Annotated in this window: 22 protein-coding genes; 8 read left to right on the forward strand and 14 right to left on the reverse strand. The window is 59.6% G+C overall.

All coding sequences use genetic code 11. The features are described 5' to 3' along the window. Positions 1 to 202 precede the first annotated feature (202 nt). The 7 genes from ABXR19_RS07330 to ABXR19_RS07360 all read right to left on the reverse strand — a co-directional run bounded on the left by ABXR19_RS07330 (position 203) and on the right by ABXR19_RS07360 (position 4852). Positions 203 to 466: a hypothetical protein gene (locus ABXR19_RS07330; RefSeq protein ID WP_354600457.1), complete on the reverse strand. Its 264-nt coding sequence runs from the start codon at positions 464 to 466 to the stop codon at positions 203 to 205. 9 nt (positions 467 to 475) lie between these two features. After that, positions 476 to 1555 carry a zonular occludens toxin domain-containing protein gene (locus ABXR19_RS07335; RefSeq protein ID WP_354600458.1) on the reverse strand — a complete coding sequence of 360 codons (1080 nt, stop codon included), beginning with the start codon at positions 1553 to 1555 and terminating at the stop codon, positions 476 to 478. A gap of 3 nt (positions 1556 to 1558) precedes the next feature. Next, complete coding sequence (locus ABXR19_RS07340) at positions 1559 to 1864, reverse strand: DUF2523 domain-containing protein (RefSeq protein ID WP_354600459.1); 306 nt, start codon at positions 1862 to 1864, stop codon at positions 1559 to 1561. A 1-nt stretch (position 1865) separates the two neighbouring features. Beyond that, positions 1866 to 2933 (reverse strand): virulence factor TspB C-terminal domain-related protein, encoded by a 1068-nt coding sequence (locus ABXR19_RS07345; protein WP_354600460.1) that lies wholly within the window; start codon positions 2931 to 2933, stop codon positions 1866 to 1868. A gap of 65 nt (positions 2934 to 2998) precedes the next feature. Then, entirely contained in the window at positions 2999 to 3214 is a 216-nt protein-coding gene (locus ABXR19_RS07350; protein ID WP_354600461.1) for a major capsid protein, read from the reverse strand. Positions 3215 to 3466: 252 nt separating this feature from the next. Further along, positions 3467 to 4492 carry a phage/plasmid replication domain-containing protein gene (locus ABXR19_RS07355; RefSeq protein WP_354600462.1) on the reverse strand — a complete coding sequence of 342 codons (1026 nt, stop codon included), beginning with the start codon at positions 4490 to 4492 and terminating at the stop codon, positions 3467 to 3469. 66 nt (positions 4493 to 4558) lie between these two features. Continuing rightward, entirely contained in the window at positions 4559 to 4852 is a 294-nt protein-coding gene (locus ABXR19_RS07360) for a CTX-RstB family phage integration protein (RefSeq protein ID WP_354600463.1), read from the reverse strand. A 102-nt stretch (positions 4853 to 4954) separates the two neighbouring features. Between ABXR19_RS07360 and ABXR19_RS07365 the strand changes: the two genes are divergently transcribed. After that, positions 4955 to 5368, forward strand: coding sequence for a hypothetical protein (locus ABXR19_RS07365; RefSeq protein WP_354600464.1), 414 nt, complete (start codon positions 4955 to 4957; stop codon positions 5366 to 5368). Positions 5369 to 5555: 187 nt separating this feature from the next. Here ABXR19_RS07365 and ABXR19_RS07370 read toward each other — a convergent pair whose 3' ends face one another. After that, positions 5556 to 6257 carry a DUF3592 domain-containing protein gene (locus ABXR19_RS07370; RefSeq protein WP_354600465.1) on the reverse strand — a complete coding sequence of 234 codons (702 nt, stop codon included), beginning with the start codon at positions 6255 to 6257 and terminating at the stop codon, positions 5556 to 5558. A 384-nt stretch (positions 6258 to 6641) separates the two neighbouring features. Here ABXR19_RS07370 and ABXR19_RS07375 point away from each other — a divergent pair, with 384 nt between their 5' ends. The 5 genes from ABXR19_RS07375 (at position 6642) to ABXR19_RS07395 (ending at position 11901) form a co-directional block, all read left to right on the forward strand. Next, positions 6642 to 7679, forward strand: a complete 1038-nt coding sequence (locus ABXR19_RS07375; protein WP_354600466.1) for an amino acid ABC transporter substrate-binding protein — start codon at positions 6642 to 6644, stop codon at positions 7677 to 7679. Positions 7680 to 7893: 214 nt separating this feature from the next. Then, a complete protein-coding gene (locus tag ABXR19_RS07380) occupies positions 7894 to 8862 on the forward strand; it encodes an amino acid ABC transporter permease (protein WP_354600467.1) in 969 nt (322 codons plus the stop codon). Next, positions 8859 to 9890 carry an amino acid ABC transporter permease gene (locus tag ABXR19_RS07385; protein ID WP_354600468.1) on the forward strand — a complete coding sequence of 344 codons (1032 nt, stop codon included), beginning with the start codon at positions 8859 to 8861 and terminating at the stop codon, positions 9888 to 9890. The genes ABXR19_RS07380 and ABXR19_RS07385 overlap by 4 nt, the downstream gene beginning before the upstream one ends. A 203-nt stretch (positions 9891 to 10093) precedes the next feature. Further along, a complete protein-coding gene (locus tag ABXR19_RS07390) occupies positions 10094 to 10888 on the forward strand; it encodes a substrate-binding periplasmic protein (protein ID WP_354600469.1) in 795 nt (264 codons plus the stop codon). A gap of 80 nt (positions 10889 to 10968) precedes the next feature. Then, positions 10969 to 11901 carry a dihydroorotate oxidase gene (locus ABXR19_RS07395; RefSeq protein ID WP_354600470.1) on the forward strand — a complete coding sequence of 311 codons (933 nt, stop codon included), beginning with the start codon at positions 10969 to 10971 and terminating at the stop codon, positions 11899 to 11901. A 160-nt stretch (positions 11902 to 12061) separates the two neighbouring features. On the opposite strand, the gene ABXR19_RS07400 is transcribed toward ABXR19_RS07395, so the two are convergent. The 3 genes from ABXR19_RS07400 to ABXR19_RS07410 all read right to left on the reverse strand — a co-directional run bounded on the left by ABXR19_RS07400 (position 12062) and on the right by ABXR19_RS07410 (position 14320). Then, the gene (locus ABXR19_RS07400) at positions 12062 to 12259 is read right to left on the reverse strand and encodes a hypothetical protein (RefSeq protein WP_354600471.1); all 198 of its coding nucleotides are present in this window, start codon (positions 12257 to 12259) and stop codon (positions 12062 to 12064) included. Positions 12260 to 12810: 551 nt separating this feature from the next. Then, positions 12811 to 13425, reverse strand: coding sequence for a 3'-5' exonuclease (locus ABXR19_RS07405; protein WP_354600472.1), 615 nt, complete (start codon positions 13423 to 13425; stop codon positions 12811 to 12813). Positions 13426 to 13609: 184 nt separating this feature from the next. Then, on the reverse strand, positions 13610 to 14320 hold the full coding sequence (locus tag ABXR19_RS07410; protein WP_354600567.1) for an ABC transporter ATP-binding protein: 711 nt from the start codon (positions 14318 to 14320) through the stop codon (positions 13610 to 13612). A gap of 19 nt (positions 14321 to 14339) precedes the next feature. Between ABXR19_RS07410 and ABXR19_RS07415 the strand changes: the two genes are divergently transcribed. Next, on the forward strand, positions 14340 to 14912 hold the full coding sequence (locus tag ABXR19_RS07415; RefSeq protein WP_354600473.1) for an arylesterase: 573 nt from the start codon (positions 14340 to 14342) through the stop codon (positions 14910 to 14912). A gap of 446 nt (positions 14913 to 15358) precedes the next feature. Here the strand turns inward: ABXR19_RS07415 and ligA are convergent, their stop codons facing one another. Then, positions 15359 to 17713, reverse strand: coding sequence for an NAD-dependent DNA ligase LigA (gene ligA, locus ABXR19_RS07420; protein WP_354600474.1), 2355 nt, complete (start codon positions 17711 to 17713; stop codon positions 15359 to 15361). A gap of 282 nt (positions 17714 to 17995) precedes the next feature. On the opposite strand from ligA, the gene ABXR19_RS07425 reads away from it, so the two are divergent. After that, the gene (locus tag ABXR19_RS07425; protein ID WP_354600475.1) at positions 17996 to 18397 is read left to right on the forward strand and encodes a hypothetical protein; all 402 of its coding nucleotides are present in this window, start codon (positions 17996 to 17998) and stop codon (positions 18395 to 18397) included. Between the two features lie 177 nt (positions 18398 to 18574). Here ABXR19_RS07425 and ABXR19_RS07430 read toward each other — a convergent pair whose 3' ends face one another. Next, positions 18575 to 19720 (reverse strand): cell division protein ZipA, encoded by a 1146-nt coding sequence (locus tag ABXR19_RS07430; RefSeq protein WP_354600476.1) that lies wholly within the window; start codon positions 19718 to 19720, stop codon positions 18575 to 18577. A 224-nt stretch (positions 19721 to 19944) separates the two neighbouring features. Then, complete coding sequence (gene smc / locus ABXR19_RS07435) at positions 19945 to 23463, reverse strand: chromosome segregation protein SMC (RefSeq protein ID WP_354600477.1); 3519 nt, start codon at positions 23461 to 23463, stop codon at positions 19945 to 19947. Positions 23464 to 23569 lie beyond the last annotated feature (106 nt).

The raw sequence follows: 23569 nt of genomic DNA on the forward strand, positions 1-23569 counted from the left end.
AACCACAGAAAAAAGCCCGAGAAATCGGGCTTTTTTGTTGATATGCGGGCTTTAGAGGGCGTTTTAAGACGTGGGCATTAGTGACGGTTTGGGCGCCGCTCAGATCGTCGCTGGCCGGGACAACCGGCCAAAACGCTCCTACATCTGATCGGGTTCCCGTTCTGCCCTGCGGGTTCCCTCGCACTCTCGTGACTCGGCAGAACTACTTGAAGCCTTGGCGGCGACCGAATTCAAGCCACCAGTCACGAATGTCGCTTAGATCTGCGTCAGGATCAGACATATACCTAGCTAATGTAATGTTGGAAAGGCCCGCCAAGCGCGTTTTCCGGGCCTGTGCGCGTTCCAATTCAGATTTACGGTATCTGGACTGTCTTTGTGCTGACGACAGCGTGACGGCCTTTTTAGGGCGTCCAGCGGGCCGGTATCCAAAGAGATCAATCGTCAAAAAATCTTTGTCGTGTTTCATACAACCACCTCAAGACTTTTTCCCGCAGCCGCCAACGCCGCCGCAATCAATCGCTCCGCCAGAAACTTCACCGCCGCCCACCTTGCCGCCCGCTGCGCTTGCGGCGTCGGCGGCGGTCGGCGGTGTCGATTTCAGCTTCGTTTTGTCGGCGGTGTCCCAAGCGACGAAAAAGCCCTTTTTGACGATCTGGCCGCACATCTCAGCACTGACAGACAAGATTGTCCCTTGCTGGCTGTAACAGCGGCACTCGCCGCGCATCAAGACACACGCAGCAGGGTAGGGAGCCGTGACAGGCGCAGTCACGCGATCATAAACAGGCGCGGAAAACGCCAGATCAGCAACTCGCGGCGTACGGCTCTCAAGATACTGAGCTGTTGTCAGTACTGACCCCTCAGATTGCTGTCCAGGGGGAGAAGAAAGAGGGCGTGCGCCTGGCAAAACTTGCGGCGAAGAAGCAGACAAGACGGTTTTCGGTGAAGAAATTCCGCTAATTTTTTGGTAGCTGAACCAGAAAAGACCAGCGGCAATAATGGGTGCGGCAAACATGAACCAGATACGCGCAGGTATCCGGGTTTTGTGGGTATGCACTTCGGCAGACTTGTAATAATCGAAAACTTCTCTTGGGTAGTTCCAGACCGTAGAAACAGAATCCTTGCGCTGTTTCGGATTCTCGCGGCACTCCGCCCATTCATGAATTACAGACCGATGCGCACCAAACATGCGGACGACATGCAAATGCCTGCCAGTGAGCATGCGGCAGTTTTTATGCAGCAGCATCGGCATTTGCGTGATCAAAACCAAATCAATGCCAGAGTGCCGGTGATCTTCCATTTTGCTAATGTGCAAAGGCACACCAGCGCCGGGCGTCATTGGCCGGAAGATTTTTTGAGCCTCATCAATGATGATGATTGAATTAGGCTCGCACTCATACCATTTTTCTGGATCAGCAAGCGGAAGCCACGGCAGCTGTAAATTATTAATTCCATGGTAATAAATTGGGCGATTCTCTTTTTCAGAGAGCGCCTTTAAACGCCAGATCGTGTGCAATGTCTTGCCAGAGCCGGGCAAGCCGGTTGTCATTTCAATCATGATTTACCCCTGAGGCGCGCCGCCCTTGATCTTGAATCTCGACACGGTGCCTTGCACGCCGGAGAGCGTTAGCCGCATGGTTACAGCACTCATCAGGATAGAAAACGAGGTTCCGACCTTGAGAATGCCAAGGAGACCGACAACGCCAGCAGGCAGACCGGAAGCGGAATCCATGAACATCTGACGAAGAAAATCAAGTGCATAAGTGATGCCGCTATAGGTAACGACGCCGATAGAGGCAGATAAAAGAAACTGAACAAGTAACGTTCCAGCGGCAGCGATCAACGCGCCAATAATTGCGGCACCCATTTTAAGTTTTCCCCACGATCAAAGCTGCACAAACAATTGAAGCCATCACGCCGACATAGCCGAGAACGCTGAGCCAATAGCACGCGGGCTGCATGGAAATAGAAACGGACTGACCCACCACGGAAAAATTAATATCTTCTATGCATGAAGATGGAAACAGTTCAGACACGCCAGAAAATGCAGAACCAACGTCGATTTGCTCGCGGTTCTGTTCGGCAGTTGGATTGTTTTGACCACCTGAAACGCCATCAATAACAGCTTGGTCGTAGGCGTTTTTTTGTTCTTCGGTAGGTTCTAAAGCGCACCGCGTTTTGAAGGATTCAATCGCAATTGCACACGCCACAGGGTCACCTTCACAAGCTGGTGATGATTTGCAATCTCCAGCGCTCCATGAGCCGCCAGAAGAAGAACTACTACTACCGCTTGAACTTGATGCAGAGCCACCGCTAGAACTAGATCCAGATGAACCGCCGACAGAGCCGCCTGTGTCTCCAGTGCCACTTGATCCAGGGGAACCAGAGCTTGAACCAGTACCACTTGAACCGGTCGAACCGCCCGATGACGATGTACTTGAAGAACTTGACGAGCTTGAAGAACTTGAAGAACTAGACGAGCTTGTAGAGGAACTAGAGCCACCGCCGGAACTACTAGAAGAACTTGAAGAACTCCCCGACGCTGCGCCTTCATGCCAACACCATCCATTCGTTTGATGAATGTCACCCGCATCACAAACGGAATCAACAACCGGGACATACATGAAAAAATAATCTTCGCCCGTTGAAACCGACTTGCCAAAACAATCAGCCGCGCCACTAACTAAACCGTCAGTAGTTTTATAAACTTTTGTATATGAAAAGACAGCAGCGGTAGCAGCACGGAAAGCATATTGACAAGCAGGGTCAGGAGTGGATGAATAAGTGCCATCGGCCTGAGAACCATAGTAATAAGTCGGCGTATAAACATAGCCAGCAGCAAAAACGTCAAGGCTAAAAAACAGCCCAAGAATCAGGAGAATAAAATCCAGCCTGCGCCAAGAATTGCGAGAAGTAACCATAGTCCCATTTTGCATACCTCTGTCCGATCTTAAAAAAGGGGAGCAGCGCCCCCCTTTCTGTTGCAGGCGATACCGCGAAATTACATTGCGGCACGAATCCACTTGAACACCTTGCCACCGACGAACATCACCAGCACGGCAGCACCAACGACCGCGATAGCTGCGCCGGCGTCAGTAATTGCGGTCGTAACAGCGGCAGTATCGACAGCAGCTTGCGAAGCCGAAACAGCACCCAGAACGCCAACAGAAACGGCCACCAAACGACCACCAACACGACGAACAAAGGTATTTTTCATGCGACTACTCCTCAGGTTGTGAGACGTCGAAAGACGTCAAGAAATTCCGCAAAGCGCGGAAAGCAAACGCCGTCGCCCAGCACAAAAGAATCGCTGTTCCGATCTGCTGTGCGGCGGCAATATCTAAATTGAATGGTGAAGGTTCAAGCTGCAATTCAGGGCCAGAAGGAACAACCATCTGGCAATTCGTGAAATCCGTAACTGATGAATCAGGCACTAGATATCCGTTATAGATAATTAAGCAGGTAGCCATCAGACAGCCCTCAATCGCGACTGGAGTTCGTACCAGTCAGGGACTTCAAGCGGCTGCATTTCAATTACCGTTACGCGTGACGGAAAAGAAACGACATTGCGAGGTTGAAAAACGTCGAGGCCGTAATCCTTCAAAATCTTGGCATGGCGATATAAGGTCGCCTGACTCACCAAGCACGAAAGATCCTCACCACGGAGCCAAGCAGCAGCATAGGCACGCGACCGCGATGGAATGGACGCCAGCAAATCGGGTTCTTCTGAGCGATCCACGCGGCGCAAAATTTCAGTCTGGTCACAATAAGCAGCCTCCAACTTTTCCTGCGTAATGTCGTCCCAATCATTCATTTTCAACTCCGCCAAAAGTCGCCGTTTCAATTCAATCTCAACGCGAACAAGGCCATTACGTAAGCAATAAGCAGCAACTGCCTCATCACTATTTGCACCATGAGCCAGCATTTCAGCCAGCTTGCGATATGCCTTAAACATGTAACGTGTATTTGCCCACCACACCGATTCATCACCGACCTGACCACGCTTGCACCGGCTTACTGCTTGCGACCCAATCCACCGGATGACAGCACGAGCCTGCGCATCTGATCCGGCGGCAAAGTTAGCGGTGACGTCCAGACGAGATACTTTCGCCCCGCTACAAATTTCGTCTTGTCGCGCCGTTTCTGCCACACCAGTTCCGTCGAAAAGGAGTCCAGGACCTGTGAAAGCAGGAAGTCCGTTTGCCGCGAGAATTCGATTAGCAGCTCTTTGCGTTCCTTCCCAGTCCAGATTGAACAGGTTGTCTTGACGACCAAAGCGCCCGACATTTCCGCTAAGGCAGACACGAAAACCGTCGCACTTGATGCGGACAGTAGTGTCGAATGATCCGAGAACAGGCGCGGAGCAAGAGCGCTCAGTGCGCGGGATGCCTCGGGAGTCATAGAAGACGTTAAGCCCTCCAACGAGGACTGGAAGACCCCCGTTTGGATGGTATTGAGAAGCGGTGAGCCAATCGATAAAGACCGCATGCGACATACCCCTTTTCCTTCTCAAATTCTCAAATTGAGAAAAATCGGCAATGTGTTACTAAAGCCGTTCGGATCACTTGGCCGCCGGAAGGAAGCCGACGACGAAGCTCTCAAACTTGCCCCGGTAGGCTCGCGGTTCGATCACCAGCTCAACATCACAAGGGAAGGGTAGGGACAGGAACTTGGGCATTGCTTCGGGCAGCAGACTCATCTCGGCGACCTCAAACCCTGCCCCGGTGATCTGAAGCTTCCCGGAAGCCATTGACTCAATCGGCGACAAAGCGATAATCCGGCACATGTCGAACGGCGCACCGCTTTCCTTGGACTCACCCTTGACGCGCTTCACACCCAGAACTTGCAGCTTCATGACCTACCCCTTTTCGTGACTGTTACGGAAATACCCGATAACCTTCGGGCAACCGAACGCTACCCGAAAGCAATCGGGTATGTCAATCATTAGAGATAAAAAATGAAACCAAGCGAACTTGTACGGAAAGCCATGGAGCAGTCAGGCGCCAAATCGGCCTATGCACTGGCGAAGGTGACCGGGATCAGTGAAGACTCGTTGAAGAACTACGAAAAAGACAAAGTTGGAAAGAACGGGATCAGCAACGAATTTGCTCGACGACTGGCCGAAGCTGCTGGACTGAGCACGCTCAAAGTGATCGCAGAACTAGAAATGGAACGTGCCAAGGACGACGCGACGAGAACCGCGTGGGGAAAAGCCCTAGCCAGCATCAGGACGACGGCCGTTATCCTGATACTGGCTTTGACGACAGCAATAGCGGCCCTAAGCCTTCCTGATGGCGCCCTCGAGCGCTTTTTGCGACGTCTAAAACAGACGATAATTTTTATTATGTTAAGTTGCGCCGAGCTGTTTTGACTCTGGCGTCAAAGTGCTCTCCACTGAATCTTGATCCTTTCCTCCGTTCAAACGGCGACTTTCCGCCAGCACCATGGTGAGCGGACGTTTTGTCGCCCGAATACACTGCCCGAAGAGCTGCGCACAGCGGACCTCTTCAGGCAAGCTATCAGCAGAGCGATGCATCCAGCAGCGCTTCGGGCGACAGTCAGTCAGCCAGTTTCGGCAGGAAACTTGTGTCTACACAGTAGCTTCGCGGATTCAAGGGGTCGATGAAGACCGGGATGTTCTGGCGGTCGATGTGGGATTCGGGGTTGAACCAAAGATTCTGGCTGAAGAAAACATGCAGCTTCTGCGTCTTCGGATTCTGCCACTGGCACACGATGCGCCAGGGGTTCGTGCCATTGACCTCCAGGCCGGTGTTTTCCTCAACACGCAGATATGCGGCTTCAACCACATGCCCAAGTTTGCGCAAGCGCGCTTCGCGCCGCGTTCCACGCAGCGCGATCACCCAGATGCCGACACCGACGGCAAAGAATATCAAGCCAAGCCCACCCACGATCAGCGGGCCACCCCACAGGGAAAAGAAGCTGTTGATCCGCGCATCATCCGGCTTGGCAGGCGAATACAGCACCTCGACTTCCTCACCCTCATCGTATGCAGGCGGATTGCTGCCGGCAGATGACTTGAAGAAGCGGTTTTCCCCATCCGGCGTCTGGTAGCCCACGACCGGGTGATAAACCGTGGAATCGTCACTTTCCGAAGCAACAAGTTCGAGGATCACGCCTGAAGCGCGCTGCGCCTCACTCAGAAAGCTGCGTGTATTGGCGAACCAGATCAGGGCAATAATCAGGATGACGGCGCCAATGCCACCAAAGATGTATTGAAAAATTTTAAGTGGATTTTTCATGGTCACGCATGCCGTCCGGTTTGATGAAGGGTACCGAGTGTAGCCGGCATCAAGCGCTGGTTCACGGGCGTCGGATGATCTGCCTGACGGGGCTGCCAGCCGGTCGAAATCAACTCGTTCTTGACGCTGAAGCATGGCTTGCGACTATGCTGGGGCGGACTCCGTGGCAATCGAAGTCTTTGCTACGCAGCAGGAAGAGTATCTTTAACCTGCTGCATCGCCCGTCGTTACAGGCGTGCGACGCGGGCTAACGTCCCCTGCCCTCGGCCCGAATCCCGGCGCAGACCAAATGATGATTTGCATAGAACCATAATGTGCTTTCCCCCCGCTGCTGATGCTTGCTAGGATGGGGACAGCCCTGTTTGAACCCAAGAGAGGTATTCCATGACTGCTCCAAAAATTCGCCATCTAAGCCTGCTGTGCGCACTGGCCTTCGGCACACTGGCCGCGCCTCTCGCTCACGCCGGCAAGACTGTCGATGCCATCAAGCAACGCGGCAACATTCAGTGTGGGGTGAGCAGCGGTGTAGCCGGCTTCTCGCTACCGGACAATCAGGGTAACTGGTCAGGTTTTGACGTGGATCTGTGCCGCGCCATCGCCGCCGCCCTGCTCGGGGATGCGAACAAGGTGAGCTTCGTGCCGCTGAATTCACAACAACGTTTCTCGGCGATCCAATCGGGTGAAGTGGATGTGCTGGCACGCAACACGACTTGGACGCTGAATCGCGACGCATCGCTGGGTCTGAGTTTTACCGGCGTGACCTATTACGACGGGCAAGGCTTCCTGGTGCCAAAAAAGCTCAAACTCACCAGCGCCAAGCAGTTGAAGAATGCCGAGATCTGCGTGCAGTCCGGCACGACCAATGAAAAGAATCTGGCCGACTATTTCCGCAGTCAGAACGTCAAAATCAAACCGGTGGTGTTCGAAGGTTTTGAAGCATCCTTCAAGGCTTTCTTCTCCGGGCGTTGCCAGGCGTACACCACGGACATCTCCGGTCTGGCCGGGGTGCGCAACAAGGAAGCGAAGAATCCGGACGACTACATGATCCTGCCGGAAGTGATCTCCAAGGAGCCGCTCGGCCCAGCGGTGCGCCGTGGCGATGATGAATGGTTTGCGATCGTGCGCTGGGTGGCTTTCGCGCTGATCGAAGCCGAGGAGTACGGCATCACCAAGGCCAATGTCGACGCCATCAAAGCCGAGAGCAAAGACCCCGGCATCGGGCGTTTGCTTGGCAGCACCGAGGACACCGGCAAGCTGCTCGGTCTGGATCGTGAATGGGCTTACCGCTCGATCAAGGCTGTCGGCAATTACGGTGAGATCTTCGCCCGCAACGTGGGGCCGGATTCGGTGCTGAAACTGCCGCGCGGCCTCAACAATCTGTGGAACAAGGGCGGCATTCTGTACGCGCCGCCGGTGCGCTGAACGACTCGCCGAAGCGGAGTTGCGGCGGCATGTCCTGTACAGCCGCCCCCCGCCTTGCTCTGCAGACTTCATGCCTGAAGAAGTCAGCCAGATGCGGCTCTTGGGCATGCATTTCTTTACCGGCTTTGTGCTGATTTGAACAGGGCTCGCGATAATCCGCGCGCCTTTGTTTGCCTGCAGTGCCCCGTTTTTTCTTCGCACGGATTCCGTTCCAATGCGCCACGCCCTGCTCCGCTGGTTGCCCCAGATTGCGCTCGTGGCCCTGCTCGCCCTTCTACTGGGCTGGCTGGGCAACAACGTGCTGGAGAACATGCGCGAACGCGGCATCCGCGCCGGCTTTGATTTCCTGCTCGACCCGGCCGGCTTCGAGATCGGCGAAGGCCTGCTCGATTACGACGCGTCCCAACCGCTGTGGCGGGCCTTCATCACGGGCACGCTGAACACGCTGCGCGTCGCACTGCCGGCCATGGTGCTGGCGACCCTGCTGGGCATTCTGATCGGGCTTGGCCGCTTGGCCGAGCACCCGGTGCCGCGCAAGCTGTGCGGCACGCTGATCGAAACCCTGCGCAATATCCCGCTGCTGCTGCAATTGCTGATGTGTTATTTCGCACTGACGGGCCTGCTGCCGGAAGCCAGCGCGGCGATCTCGCCCCTGCCCGGCGCGCTCCTGAGCAAGAGCGGCCTATTCCTACCGGCCTGGGGCTGTACACCTGATTGCGCCTGGGACCTGCCGGTCGCCGAAGGTTTCGGCATCAGTGGCGGCTGGTCGTTGAGCCCGGAGTTCCTCGCCGTGCTGATCGCCCTGAGCCTGTACAGCGCCGTATTCATTGCCGAGATTGTGCGTGGTGGCATCCTGTCGGTGGCGCGCGGCCAGATCGATTCTGCTCAGGCGATTGGCCTCTCGCGCCTGCAGGTGCTGCACTACATCGTCTTCCCGCTGGCGCTGCGAGCCATCGTGCCGGCCCTGACCAATCAATATCTGAACCTGATCAAGAATTCCTCGCTGGCCGTAGCCGTGGGCTATCCGGAACTGGTGTCGGTCGCCAACACCTCGCTCAACCAGAGCGGACGCGCCTTCGAGTGCATCGTGATTGTCATGGCCGTGTATCTGTCGCTGTCGCTCATCACCGCCTTGCTGATGAACCAGTACAACGCCCGCGTGGCCCTGCGAGGTTCGCGATGAACCCAAGGATCCGATTACCGCGCAAACGCACGATTTTTTGGGGCCTGCTCGCAGCGGCGCTACTGTGGCCGATCTTCAGCTGGGCAGTGCTGAACGCAATATGGGACGCGGATCTTGAGGCATGCCGGGCCGCACGCGGCGTTGGTGCTTGCTGGGGCGTGATCGTCGAAAAGCATCGCCTGCTAATCTTCGGCCGCTATCCGTTTGACGAGCAATGGCGCCCGCTGCTGGCGACGCTGCTGATCATCTGCGTGCTGGGCCTCGCCACCTGGCGCCGTCTGTGGCAGCCGCGTCTAGCCCCGGTCGCGCTGACGGCCCTGCTGGCGGCGACACTACTGATGCTGGGTGGCTTTGCGGGACTCAGCTTCGTGCCGACCAAGCTGTGGGGTGGCCTGCCGCTGACCCTGCTGATCTCGCTAGGCAGCACGCTGCTGGCCTTCCCTTTCGCCATCCTGCTGGCGCTGGGCCGCCGCTCCAGTCTGCCGCTGCTGCGCAGCGTGTGCACGCTGTACATTGAGCTAGTGCGTGGCGTGCCGTTGATCAGCCTGCTGTTCATGGCGGCCTTCCTGTTTCCGCTGCTGCTGCCTGCGCAATTGCGCATCGACATCCTGCCGCGGGTTGTATTCACCATCGCCGCCTTCGCCGCTGCCTATCTGGCCGAGGTAATCCGCTCAGGCCTGCAAGCGGTACCCGCCGGCCAGCTCACTGCCGCTCAAGCCATTGGCATGAATTACTGGCAAACCACGGCTTACGTCGTGCTGCCGCAAGCCCTGCGCTTTGCGCTGCCGGCGCTGGTTAACAGCTTCGTAGGGATCTTCAAGGACAGCTCGCTGATTTCCATCGTCAGCCTGCACGAGCTGACCGGCGCACTGGCGCTGTCATTGGGCGGCGACGCCGAATGGCGCAGCTTCTATCTGGAAGGCTATCTGTTCATCGCTCTGATTTACTGGCTGTTCTGCTTCCTGCTATCGCAGGCCAGCAAGAAGCTGGAATCAGGCTTCAAGCAGAGCAGGCCGGAGCGGACTTGAAGGCCAGCGGTAAATGCCTGCAGCTCCATGCTGCGATGAGCCGGAAGAATAATCGTTGCAGTCCATGCTGCAAGCCTGAAGCAATAGTTGGTGGCCCCTACCCTTGAGAACACCGCTCGATGGCTTGATCCCGGCGGTCTGCAAGGCTAGCTTTCAGAGCAGACGCACGAACAGCGAATCGATGGACATCGACAAGGAATGACATGCGAAATTTCGGCTGGAAGACCTGCTGCCTGTGCCTTATCGCTAGTCTCATGCCTTTGCCGGGATTTTCTCAGGGGCCCGACGACACCGACGAGATTGTGTATGCCACCAATCCGCACTACCCCCCGTATGACTGGAGGGTTAGCGACAAGGCATTTGCCGGCGCTAGCATCGAATTGCTGGAGCTGGTCAAGCCACCTGGCGTCACGCTGAAGCCCGCCGTACTGCCATGGAAACGGGCACAGCTGTATGCCGAGCAAGGGCTTGTGGATCTGCTCGTAAGCATCCGCATCACCCCCCAACGCAGCGAGTATCTGGTCTTTACAACGCATCGCGCCTTTCCGAACCCCATCGCCGTATTTGCACGCAAAGACCGCCCCTTCCCCTTCAAGTCTTGGGCGGACCTGAAACCATTGATAGGCGGCTGGAGTACGGGCGACTACTTCGGTGGCGGCTTCGACGAATACTGGCGGCGCGAATTGAAAATGGAAGAAGCGCCGAGCATGGAGAACAACTTCGGAAAACTGGGGCTGGGCCGCATCGATTATTTCGTCACCGGGTATTACGTCGGAATGGCCTACATCAATACGCATCCGGACATGCTGTCAATCACGGCTCTGACGCCGCTCATCTCGTCCCAGGACATTCACTTCGGGTTCAGCAAACGCTCAAAGCAGATCCATCACCTGAAATACATGAGCCAACGCCTCGAAGAGCTCGATAAACAGGGCGTCCCGGAAGCGCTGCTGAATAAGCATCTGGAGCTCTACATCCAGAATCCCGGGCCGCTCTGAGCACAATCACGGCCTGATCCCGATCAGCAGCCTGCATTGGGCACGGTAGAATCACGGCTTCGCAACACCAGAAGCCAACCATGAGCCTCCTGTCCGCCTCCCTGCTCGGTATCGATTTTGCCAATCCCTTGCTGAATGCCTCCGGCGTATATTGCCGCGATGTCGCCGAACTGGACGCGCTGGCCGCCAGCGCCGCCGGCAGCCTCGTCACCAAGAGCTGCACCCTGCTCGCCCGCGAAGGCAATCCCGAGCCGCGTTACTACGCCACGCCGCTGGGCAGCATCAACTCCATGGGCCTGCCCAACGCCGGCTATCAGTATTATCTGGCTTACGCCCAGCAACACGACTACGCGGCCAAGCCGCTGTTCCTGTCAGTTGCGGGCCTGTCGCTGGCCGACAACCTGACGATGCTCGCTGCCATCCGCGCCGCTGACACCCCGGCGATTGTCGAGCTGAACCTGTCCTGCCCCAACGTGCCGGGCAAGCCGCAGATCGGCTACGACTTCGCCGCCATGACGGCAATGCTGGAGGCCGTCACGCAAGCTTACGACCGTCCCTTCGGCGTCAAGCTGCCGCCCTACTTCGACATCGCTCATTTCGACGAAGCCGCCGCCATCCTCAACCGCTTCCCGCAAGTCGCTTTCGTCACCTGCATCAATTCCATCGGCAACGCGCTGATCATCGACGTGGAGGCCGAAAGCGTCGTGATCAAACCCAAGGATGGTTTCGGTGGCATCGGTGGCGATTACGTCCTGCCCACCGCGCTGGCCAACGTGAATGCCTTCTACCGCCGCTGCCCAGCCAAACAGATCATCGGCTGCGGTGGCGTCACGCGTGGCGAACACATCTTCATGCACCTGCTCGCCGGCGCCTCGCTGGTCCAGGTCGGCACCGCGCTCTACGAAGAAGGCCCCGGAATTTTCGCACGGCTGAATGACGAGCTGGCGGAACTACTCACCCGCAAGGGCTATCGGGGCATTGAAGAAGTGCGTGGCAAGCTGCGCACGCTGTAACAGCAACCGCCTGCAGAGCCCTATGGGACGGGCTTCTTCAGCATGGCATTGCGAAGAAGTCCGTCAGATGTTGATGTGCAGGCAGCTCACCTGAAGAGCCCCGGCACAAGAAGCTTTTCAGGCCAGGCATCGAAAAGCGGCGTGAATGTAGCGAGGGTATCTAGTTCAAGGGCTTTTCTTCGGTGGGCACCGGAGCCGCTTCATCCGGGACCTTGGGAGTGTCAGACACATGATGTTCCATATGCGTCTTCTTTCCTGGTTGCGGAGTCTTCTCGGCACCCGGCGCAAGTTCATCGCCGTGGTGTTTTTTTTCCTGTGCAATTTTCTTGTCGTGGGCGACGTTACGTGGGTCTGTCACGGAATTTTCTCCTGAACTTTGTATGCCGGACACTCGCCCGAAGGCCGTAGCGTGGCTTGGCTAATCGATTCATTCGGCGCGGACGCCGGACGGTTAAGAGTAAATGGCGAACTGCACCAGCCTCCAACCCTAGGCTACGGATTCAGACATGCGCCGTCTGTTAGCTGCCATACACAGGCGGACAAAATGTTGCACCAGAAGGACGGTTCCAAGGTTGATCCACCCAATCCTGCTGGCTCAACACAAGGCCCCAGCAACAGCCCGAGCTGCCGGTGTCAGCGCCCCACCTACTCAGAAATCATCCTGAAAACACCTGTACTTCCCAAGCTCGGAAGCTAGGCTTTAAACACGTTCCGGCACTTTTCAGACTCGCTTGGAACGGGGCTGTTTCTGGCAACAGGAGGTTTTTATGGTGGATAGTCCGCCGCAAATTTTCGTGAAGTTCCGCTAGCAGTCCAACGGCGAATAGCCGAACACCCGGGCCATGAGTGCCTTGGTTAAAGATCTACGAAGCCCGTGCCTGAATGCATGGGCTTCATGCTTTTTCGCGGCTAGCAGGCGGCTTGATGACGCGCCAGGCACTGCTCCAGCTTGGCCTTGGGGACGCTTTGAATCTTGCACAGCAGCTCATGCGAGACTTCACGAACCTGATAGCGGCGACGCAATTCCTCTTCCAGCCGCACGATCAGACTGGCGGCCATTTCGGCGTCGGCCAGCGCGCGGTGGGCGCGCCCCGCTACGGGCAAATTGGCGAATTCGATCAGCGCACCGAGCTTATGGCTGGGCGCTTGCGGAAACAGACGACGCGATAGCAGCAAGGAACAGGCAAAGGCCTGCTGTCTTTGCTGATTGATGCGGGCCAGCTCGGCATCCCAGAACTTGCTGTCGAACCCGGCGTTGTGGGCCAGCAAGGGCGTGTCGCCCACGAACTCGGCCACTTCCCGCATGACCTCGGCGGCCGGTGGCGCCGAGCGGATCATGGCGTTCGAGATGCCGGTGAGCGCTTCGATGAACGAAGGAATGCGCACGCCCGCATTCATCAGGCTTTGATAACGATCCACGACCTTGCCATCCTGCAGGATGACGACGGCAATCTCGGTCGCACGGTCCCCCTGGGCCGGTGACAAACCGGTCGTTTCAAAGTCGATTACAGCCACTACGTCCAAAACTGATTCCTCCGCTGCGTGATGCAATGCGCAAATTATTGGCGCGCATTGTCTCATTTGCCGAAGGGCCTGACTCCTGTGGTTTGCGCGCACGGCTGTCCGGTGCTTCATGTCTCTGGATAAAACGACTCAAACGGCGAGCGGGTACTGATCGCGTCCAGACCTTGGCAGAATCCGGACCCGCTCAGGCGTCTCCATTCCGCTCAATCATCCGCCCCGAGCGCAAACGGATGCTGCGTCCGCAGGCGCTGGCCAGCACCTCGTCGTGCGTCACCAGCAGCAGTGTGGTGCCCGCCTCGCGGTTCAATTCGAAGATCAAGTCGATGACGTGCTGACCTGTCGCCGCATCCAGATTGCCGGTCGGCTCATCGGCCAATAGCAGCGCCGGCTGCATTGCAAAGGCCCGCGCCAGCGCCACGCGTTGCTGCTCGCCGCCCGACAGATGCTTCGGGTAATGGCTCAGACGCTCAAGCAAGCCGACCCGATCCAGCCAACGGCTAGCAGTCTCCCTGGCGCCGCTGCGTCCGGCCAGTTCGAGCGGCATCATTACGTTTTCCAACGCGGTCAGCGCAGGCAGCAACTGGAATGACTGAAACACAAAGCCGATCATCGCGCCGCGCAAGGCCGCCCGTCCGTCCTCATCCAGTGCAAAAATGTCCTGCCCGCCTACCTTCACTGAACCCGCACTGGGAACGTCCAGCCCCGCCAGCAGTCCGAGCAGGGTGGATTTGCCCGAACCCGAAGCGCCGACAATCGCCACCGTTTCGCCAGCCCCCACGGCAAAGTCAATCTCCTGCAAAATGGTCAGCGTGCCGCCATCGGCCAGCCCCACCGTTTTGCCCAAGTCCTTCACCGCCAACACTGGCCCGGAGTTTTCCTGCATGACACGCTGCATAGCAATCCTGTTCTCAATCATGTTCATTCAAAATGCTTCCGCCGCCACCCTGCTCATCTGGGGCGACAGCCTGTCCGCCGCCTATGGCATCGAACAGAATACTGCCTGGCCCAAGCTGCTCGAGCAGAAACTGCAAAGCGAAGGCTACCGGTACCCGGTCATCAATGCCAGCATCAGCGGCGAAACCACCGCCGGTGGCCGCGTCCGCCTGCCCGCCGCGCTGGCCGAGCACAAACCTGCTGTCGTGATCATCGAACTCGGCGCCAACGATGGCCTGCGCGGCCTGCCGCTTGCCGCCCTGCGCAGCAACCTCGACAGCATGATCCGCGCGGCACAAGGCACTGGCGCCAAAGTCGTGCTCATCGGCATGCGCATGCCGCCCAACTTCGGCCCGCTCTATACAGGGAAGTTCCAGGAAACTTATGCGGCCCTCGCCAAGGAACGCAAAACCGCCCTGCTGCCCTTCCTGTTTGATGGCTTCGCCACCCGCGCAGAACTCTTCCAGGCCGACATGCTGCACCCCACCAGCGCCGCCCAGCCCCTGATCCTGCAAAATATCTGGCCGGTACTCAAACCATTGCTCAAGAAGTAGCTGAAGAGCCGCGCGCAGGGGGCGTCTTCAGGCAGGTATGCTGAAGAATCAGGCAGGGAGCGGCTCTACAGGCTCCCCATCCGAAAATCCGGCCCGGATTCTGACGCCATTTTTCCTTTGCAAAGGCCGGACGATGAGCAGTGGCTTTTTGCTCTTTGCTGGCGCCTGGCCAAACACGACGAAACAACCATCTCTCAAAAGGGTCTGGTTTTCACGGAGGATCCGCTTCAGCGGCGCAAGGCATACTTTGCGAATATCTTGTTCCGCCCCATTTTTTGCCAAGGAGGGAATGTTCGGGGCGGCATATTGGTCGAGCCCGCAAACAGTCGCTTGTGCCCATGTGTAGGGCTGACTTCAGTCAGCCTGCAAAGCGGCGTGTGCAACCGAAGGCGCGCCTGAACTTATCGAGCGATGGCCCCTGCGTTTCAAACTGAAATCGGGCCGGCTTAGTTGCTCACGCCCAGCAACGCGAGCAACCCTGCTTCATCCAGCACCGTCACGCCGAGCTGCTCGGCCTTGACGAGTTTGGAGCCGGCTTCGGCACCGGCCACCACGTAGTCGGTCTTCTTCGACACCGATCCGCTGACCTTGCCGCCGTGTTGTTCGATCAGGGCGCTGACTGCGTCGCGACTGAGCGTGGGTAAGGTGCCGGTGAGGACGAAGGTCTTGCCGGCTTGCGGCGAGCTCATGCTGGCGTCCTGCTGCGGGGCGGCAGCCAGCAAGCGTTGGCAATAGGCTTCCAGCGCTTGCAGCTTTTCGCCCTGCCCCGGCTGCACCAGCCATTCGGCGAGCGCCAACAGCACATCCGCAGGCAAATCCAGCGCGGCGAGTTCAATCGGCGTCAGGGCGGCCAGCGCCGACAGGCTATCGACCTGCGCGGCGAGTTGCTGGGCGCGGACGGGCGTAAGGCGGCGAATGCCGAGCCGGCTCAGCAGCTCGACCGTCGTGAATTGCTGCGCCAGACGCGCCGCCGGCGGATGTTCGTCAGCGGGCGTAACGCCGGCGCGGACCAGTTCATCGAGGACGCGTTCGTTGTTGGGCTCGGCAAAGAATTCGTGCAACGAATCGGCCACGACACCGCCGATATCCGGCAGACAGGCGAACACTTCGCGCGGGGCATGGCGGACGTTTTCCAGCGAGCCCAGCCATTCGGCCAAAGTCTTGCCCGTCGACTCGCCAACGTGACGAATGCCCAGCGCGAACAACAGCCGGGCCAGCGGCGGACGCTTGCTGGCGGCAATCGCTTCGATCAGGTTCTCGGCCCACTTGGTGGCGATTTTGCCCTGTTGCACGGTGTCCGGCGTCACGCCATCGCGCTCGTCGGCGCGGCGTTTCATTTCCAGCAGTTTGTCGAGCGTCAGGCTGTACAGATCGGCAATCCGTTCGACATAGCCCAGCTCGACCAGGGATTCGATGTAGCGCTCGCCGAGGCCGTCAATATCCATCATGCGCCGACCGGCAAAATGCATGATGGCCTGCGCGCGCTGCGCCGGGCAGGCCAGGCCGCCGGTGCAGCGCGCCACGGCTTCGCCTTCCTCTTTGACGATGTGCGAGCCGCAGATCGGGCAAACGGTGGGCATGATGAATTCGCGTTCGCTGCCGGTGCGGCGCTCGGGCAGCGCGGTGACGACTTCGGGGATGACGTCCCCTGCCCTGCGCACGATAACGGTGTCACCGATCTTCAGATCCTTGCGGCGCAGTTCGTCCTCGTTATGCAGGGTGGCATTGGTGACGGTGACGCCGCCGACGAACACCGGCTTGAGACGCGCGACCGGGGTGATGGCGCCGGTGCGGCCGACCTGCACTTCGATATCGAGCAACTCGGTCAGCTCTTCCTGCGCCGGGTATTTGTGGGCGATAGCCCAGCGCGGCGCCCGCGACACGAAGCCGAGCATCTCCTGCTGGTCGACGCGATTGAGCTTGTAGACGACGCCATCAATATCAAACGGCAAGCCATCGCGGGCGGCGGCGATGCGGCGGTAATAAGCGAGCAGGCCATCGGCGCCAGAAACCACATCGCGCAGGGCACTGACCGGAAAGCCGCGCGCTGCAAGCATCTCCATCGTTGCACTGTGAGAAGGCAATGCGGGCGCGCCTTCCAGACGCACCACCGCGTAGGCATAGAACCGGAGCGGCCGGCGGGCCGTGATGCGTGAATCCAGCTGACGCAGGCTGCCGGCGGCGGCGTTGCGCGGATTGGCGAAAAGCTTCTCGCCCAATTCGGCTTGGCGCGCGTTCATGGCCGCAAAATCCGCACGGAACATCAGCACTTCACCGCGCACTTCGAGCAGGCTGGGCGGATTGTCGCCGAGCAGGCGCAGCGGAATGCAGCCGATGGTGCGCAGGTTCTGCGTCACGTCTTCGCCGCTCATGCCGTCGCCGCGCGTGGCGCCCTGCACGAGGACGCCGTCGCGGTAGATCAGGGTGATGGCCAGGCCGTCGAACTTGGGCTCGACGGCGTATTCCACCGTCTCCACGTCCAGCCCCTCGCGGCAACGCCGGTCGAAAGCGACGACATCGTCTTCGGCGAAGGCATTGTTCAGCGAGAGCATGGGCACCACATGCGTGACCTGACCGAAGCCGGCCAGCGGCGTGCCACCGACACGTTGCGTCGGCGAATCCGGCTGGATCAGCTCCGGGTGCGCGGCCTCGATGGCCTGCAGCTCGCGGAACAGCCGGTCGTATTCGGCATCCGGCACGCTGGGCGCGTCGAGGACGTAATAGGCGTGCGCGTGACGGGCAAGTTCGGCCCGCAGTTCGTTGGCGCGGTCTTCGTCGTTGGCTTGGGAAAACAGGTCCATGTTCTATGTCGGCAAGAATTTTCGGGAAGGCGCATGGCCTTGTTTCGTCATTCCCGCGCAGGCGGGAATCCAGTGACTTTGCGAACGCCGCTAGGTTCCCGCCTTCGCGGGAACGACGGGATTACGTTAATCAGAAGCTCATTTCCGCGCAGATCAAATGTCCCGCCCTACCTGGCTTGGCCTCGCGTATCGGGACAAATATTCTCGACAGAAACGCTACGTTGGGCATCGCGCATTTGGTCTGCGTATTTGGTCGCCCAACGCGCAGCTACCGGCGCGGCAATGCAGGCTGAAATGAGAATGGCGACTGAAGTCCGACGGACAAAGGGTGCAAGCCTCGCTGATTTTGCGGCCAAAAAATCCACAAAATATTTGCACAAGCTTATGAGAAAAAACACCAATACCATGAAGCCTGTGCTGGCCAACACAGTAAAGATGAGATCCCACTCAAGAGGCAGGGTGCGCACCCTGGCGAAGCCAGAGACCTGGGTGATGGCGGTAAAAAGGTTGAAGCTTAGCCAAATGATTGCGCCAATGATCAACGGACTCGGAACAGACACGTTTGCCGGCTTCCCCGGCGCCCACAAGCGCCCCCAAAACGAAGGCTTGTTCACCATCTGCGTTTCTATTGGCATATCTCTTTCCTCTGGGAGCGCTAAAAACGTGTCCGCTCGGGTCAATTGACCCACCCTTGTACCAGGCCTTGAACGTCCATTTCGCCGTCATTCCGGACTTGATCGGAAATCCAGAGCCCCTCGCCACCCGTCTTCTGGATTCCGGATCAAGTCCGGAATGACAACTCTATGAATGGCTTCGTCTATTCCTAAAACCGCTACCGACAGTTCGGAGGGAATGACCAGATCAAGCAAACAGCCTCAACGCAATCTCACCACCCGCGGGCATCGACTGGCGATCCATCTGCAGTTCAAACTGGCCGATCTGGCTGCGGATCAGGCCGATGGCGCGATCTGACAGCGGGGCGCGATTGTCATCGACGACCACGCCGCCCATCGATTCGGCGAAGTGGTGGGCCAGCGCGACCATGCGGTCAAAGGCCGCAGCCGGATTGGCGACGCGGGGCACGTCCAGCACCCAGCTCAGGCCGTGAGTCTGGAGGTGGCGCAGTTGCTCGATGGAGAAGGGCACGGCCTCCTGATTGGCGAGGGTAAATAGCGTGTTTCCGCCCTCGTCCCTGGCGTGGTAGGCGCCATCGGTGCCGATCACCAGCCCGGCGGATTCGGCCAGGGCGCGCAGTTTGGTGCCGGAAAAACTGGTTTTCTGGGCGACGACGCTGAGGGCGATCTGTACATCGACTTCGGCACAGAAACTGTCGATTTCGGCGGCGTGATTGAGGACATCGTTGCGTGCAGGCAGACGCGGCACGGCGAGGAATTGCTCGCAGACGCGCTGCAGTTGCTGGTAGAAACGATCCAGCTCGACTTCGCTGATGGCGCCGCGCCGATCCACGAGTTGCAGGGTGACGCAGGCGCGGTTGATGGCGCCGGGCGTGCGCGCGTCGATGAGAAACCACTGGGCGTCCAGATCGCTCCAGCCATACCACTGCAGGCGGCGCGTGATGCCGGCAAGGACTTCCTGCCCGGCCAGAAACAGGGCGGAGGCGGATACGCCTGCAGGCGCTTCGATGCTGACGGCGCAATCGATGGCCTGGGCTTCGAAACCGAGGACGGGTTCTTGCTGGCGCTGGGTGCGCTGGGTGCTGCGGGCGGGCTGGGTGGGCAAGCTGGCCACCGTGGCAGACCGGGCCGACTGGGCTGGCGTCGCAGCGGGCTCGGCGCGCAGGCCGGGCTCCATGCGGCCGCCGGGGGCGGGCGGCACGACGGGCTCAGCGTCGCCTTCGAGCAGCACGTCATGGTGGGTCGAGCGGAAGGCTTGCTCGGCGTGTTTGCGTGCCTTGCGTTCCTGCCACAGGTTGTAAACGACCAAACCCAGAATGGCCAGGACACTCAAGCCGATCAGGCTGTATTGCAATTCGTTTCCGGACATCATGCCTCGTGTTCAGGTTGAGATTCGCAAAAAAGCTGGCGCATTATGGCATTACTGCTCGCCTTGCGTGGCATGGGTGCCTTTTTTGGCAGGGGTTTGATTCACAAGGAAGTCATGCCCCTCGCGATTCCTGATTTCGTAGGGTCGACTTCAGTCGGCCATTCACGTGCTGTGTGCGACTGAAGGCTCTCCTGAGCGTGTCGAAGGATCGCACCTACGTGCCCCGTTTAAGCCGCCTCGACTTGCGCCAGTTTCAGCGCCGCATCGATGTCCACTTCCACCACGCGGGAGACGCCCTGCTCCTGCATCGTCACGCCGATCAGCTGTTCGGCCATCTCCATGGTGATCTTGCTGTGGCTGATGAAAATAAACTGGGTGACGGCCGACATGTGTTTGACCATCTCGCAGTAGCGCTCGGTGTTGGTGTCGTCCAGCGGCGCGTCGACTTCGTCGAGCATGCAGAAAGGCGCGGGGTTGAGCTGGAACATGGCGAAGACCAGCGCGATGGCCGTGAGCGCCTTTTCGCCGCCGGAGAGCAGATGGATGGAGCTGTTTTTCTTGCCCGGCGGCTGGGCGACGATCTGCACCCCGGCATCCAGCAGATCTTCGCCGGTCAGCAGCAGTTCTGCCCTGCCCCCGCCGAACAGGCGCGGGAAGAGTTCGCTGAAATGCTGGTTCACGGTGACGTAGGTTTCGTTGAGTTTCTCGCGCGTATCGCGGTCGATGCGGCGGATGGCGTTTTCCAGCGTGCCGATGGCGCTCATCAGATCTTCAAACTGCAGATCGAGGAAATTCTTGCGCTCGCGCGCCGAATCCAGCTCGGCCAGGGCGGCTAGGTTCACCGCGCCCATCTCGGCGATTTCGCGCGCCAGACGGCTGACTTCGCGGCTCAGGGCGAGTTCGCGGATCTCGGCCATCACGGCATCCTCCAGCGCGATGACTTCCGCGCCGAATTCACCAAGGCGCTCGGCCGCCTGCGTACTGCCCAGTTCGGCGGCCTGATGCCGCAGGCGCAGTTCGGCAAGCTGGTCGCGCAGGGGTGCAAGGGCGTGTTCGGCATGCAGGCGAGAGGCGTCCAGCGCCTTGAGCTGCTGACCGATGGCTTCGAGTTCTTCGCGGCGTTGGGCGACGACGGCCTCGCGGGCGCGGCGCAGATCCAGCGCGGTCTGCAGCGAGGTCTGCAAGGCGGAGTCGTCCAGTTCGCCCTGTTCCTGCGTGAGCTGACTGCGCTCGATGGCGAATTTTTCGAGCTGAGCCTGCGCCAGCGCGGCGTTGCGGCTCAGTTCGTCGAGCTTGGCATTGCCTTCGCGCACGGCAAATTCGGCTTCGTGACGCGCGCGCTGCTGATTACTCAATACTTCGCGGGCGGCCCGCAGAGCGGCTTCGGTACTGGCGCTGCGGGCAGCGGCCAGCTCAGCCGCATCGCGCAAGGCGTCCAGCCGCTCCTCCGCGGAGAGCCGCGCCAGCTCAGCCTCTTCAAGGTGGGCCTGTTCCACGCCTTCGAGGCGCAGCAGCTCGGCCGCTTCGCGTGCCAGCTGTTCGATACGCTCGACATGGCGGGCCTGTTCCTGCTGCACTTTCACGAAGGAGAGCTGGCGTTCATGCAGGCGGGATTGCAGTTGCTGCTGCACGCGACGCGTGTCGCCGAGTGCAGCCTGCAAGACCTTGACTTCGTCTTCATCGTCCGCGACGCGTGTGGTGAGTTCGTCCCGCGCAGCTTCGGCGGGAACGATTTCGCGCTCCAGGGTTTCGATCTCGCGCTGGCGCTCGATGGCGCCGTGCGTGCCGGCATCCGGCGCGAACAGCGTCAAGGCGCTGCTGCTGAGGATTTGCCCGCTGCGACTGACCAGCAGCACACCGGCCGGCAGTGGACGCTCGCCGGCGAGCCAGGGGCTGATTTCATCCACGGCATACACGCCATCCAGCCAGTGCGCGAGGTGCGGTGCCAGATCGGGGCGCTGGCTGCGCACGCGCTCCTCCAGCAAGGTCGCGTCAAACAGCACGCCACGCGGCGCAGGCGGCTGGCCTTCGCGCAACAGCACCACGGTCTGCGGTGCGGCCTGCGCGGTGCTCGCGCCCAGATCACCGGCGAGCGGGCCGATGGCGGCAATGCGCTCGCGCAGCACCGCCTCTACGGCCAGTTCCCAGCCCGCGTCGACCTGCAGCGATTGCCAGACCCGGGCCTCATCGGCCAGCCCGGCGGCACGCAGCCAGCCGGCCAGATCGCCCTGATCGCGCAAGCTGGATTGCAAACCACGCAAGGCATTCAAACGGGCGGCTTGCTGCGTAAGCGCGCTGGACGCGGCTTGCAGGGCAGCCTGCCCGGAGATCAAGGCTGCTTGCGCCTCTTCGAGCATCTCCTGTTGGCTGCCAAGCAGCAGCTCGGCTTCCTGTTGCTGGGCGATCAGTTCGGCGACTTCCAGTTCCAGCGCAGCTAAAGCGGCTTCATCCTCGGGGCGCAGGCCGGCGCGCTCGCCCTCCATGCGGGCGCGGCGCTGGGCCAGCGCTTCCAGCGCGCGTTCGCTGGCGATGCGCTTGGCATCTTCGACGCGAACATGCTGCTCAATCTGATTCAGCGTCCGGCGCGCCTCTTCCTGACCGGCCAGCGCGCCGCGCCAGGCTTCTTCGGCTTCGGGCAGACGTTCCTCGGCCTCGCCAACCTGCAACAGGCTTAGTTCAAGCTTTTCATGCGCGATGGCGTTCTGCTCGGCCCAGCGTTCCTGCTCGGCCAGCGACTGGCTCAGGCGTTCCTGCCACAGGGTTTCATCGGCCAGCAATTGGCCGCCGCGCTGCGTAATGCGCGCATAGGTGTCGCGCAGGCTGCGTAGCTCGCTCTCGATGCGCGTGACTTCGTTGGCGATCGCGAACACATCGCCCTGCGCGGCGCTCAGCGCCTCGGTGTGTACGATGTGCGCCTCGCGCGTCAGGGTAATCCGCGTGTCGGCTTCGACCAGCTTGTAATTGTTCTCTTCGATGGCCGTCTGGGCCTGGGCGATGGCTTCGGCCACGGCGGTCTGCTCGCGCTGCGCGGCGGTGTGTTTGTAGCGCCACAGCAACACCTGTTTCTGCGCCAGCTGCGAGGACAGATCCTTGTAGCGCAGGGCAACTTCAGCCTGCACGGCGAGGCGCTCGATCTGCTGGCCCAGCTCGGCGCGGATGTCTTCGACGCGCGCCAGATTGTCGCGCGCATCCGCCAGACGCCCTTCGGTCTCGCGGCGGCGTTCCTTGTATTTGGTGATGCCGGCAGCTTCTTCGAGGAAGGCGCGGACTTCTTCCGGGCGCGCCTCGATCACGCGCGAGATCATGCCCTGCTCGATGATGGCGTAGGCGCGCGGGCCCAGGCCGGTGCCCAGAAACAGGTCGATCACGTCCTTGCGGCGCACCGACACGTTGTTGATGAAGTAATCGGAGTTGCCGTTGCGGTCGAGCTGGCGCTTGACAGAGATTTCGGCGTACTGCGACCACTGCCCGGCAGCGCGCCCATCGGCGTTGTCGAAAATCATTTCGACGCTGGCGCGCGAAACCGGCTTGCGCGTGGTGGAACCGTTAAAGATAACGTCCTGCATGGAATCGCCGCGCAAGGCGGAGGCGCGCGATTCGCCCAGCACCCAGCGCACGGCGTCGATCACATTCGATTTGCCGCAGCCATTCGGCCCGACGACGCCCACCAGCTGACCCGGCATGAGCACCGTGGTGGGATCGACAAAGGATTTGAATCCGGCGAGTTTGAGCTTCGAGAGGCGCACGTGGGCAGGCGAGTGAGGCGAGTAAGAGTGGTGGTGGGTTTATGGCGATAAGCGCGAGCTATAATACCACCCCGATTCGGCCCGGATGGCCCGCCCGCCCACACGG

Origin of the sequence: Uliginosibacterium flavum (genome assembly GCF_040566545.1) — a bacterium.
GTDB lineage: Bacteria > Pseudomonadota > Gammaproteobacteria > Burkholderiales > Rhodocyclaceae > Uliginosibacterium > Uliginosibacterium flavum.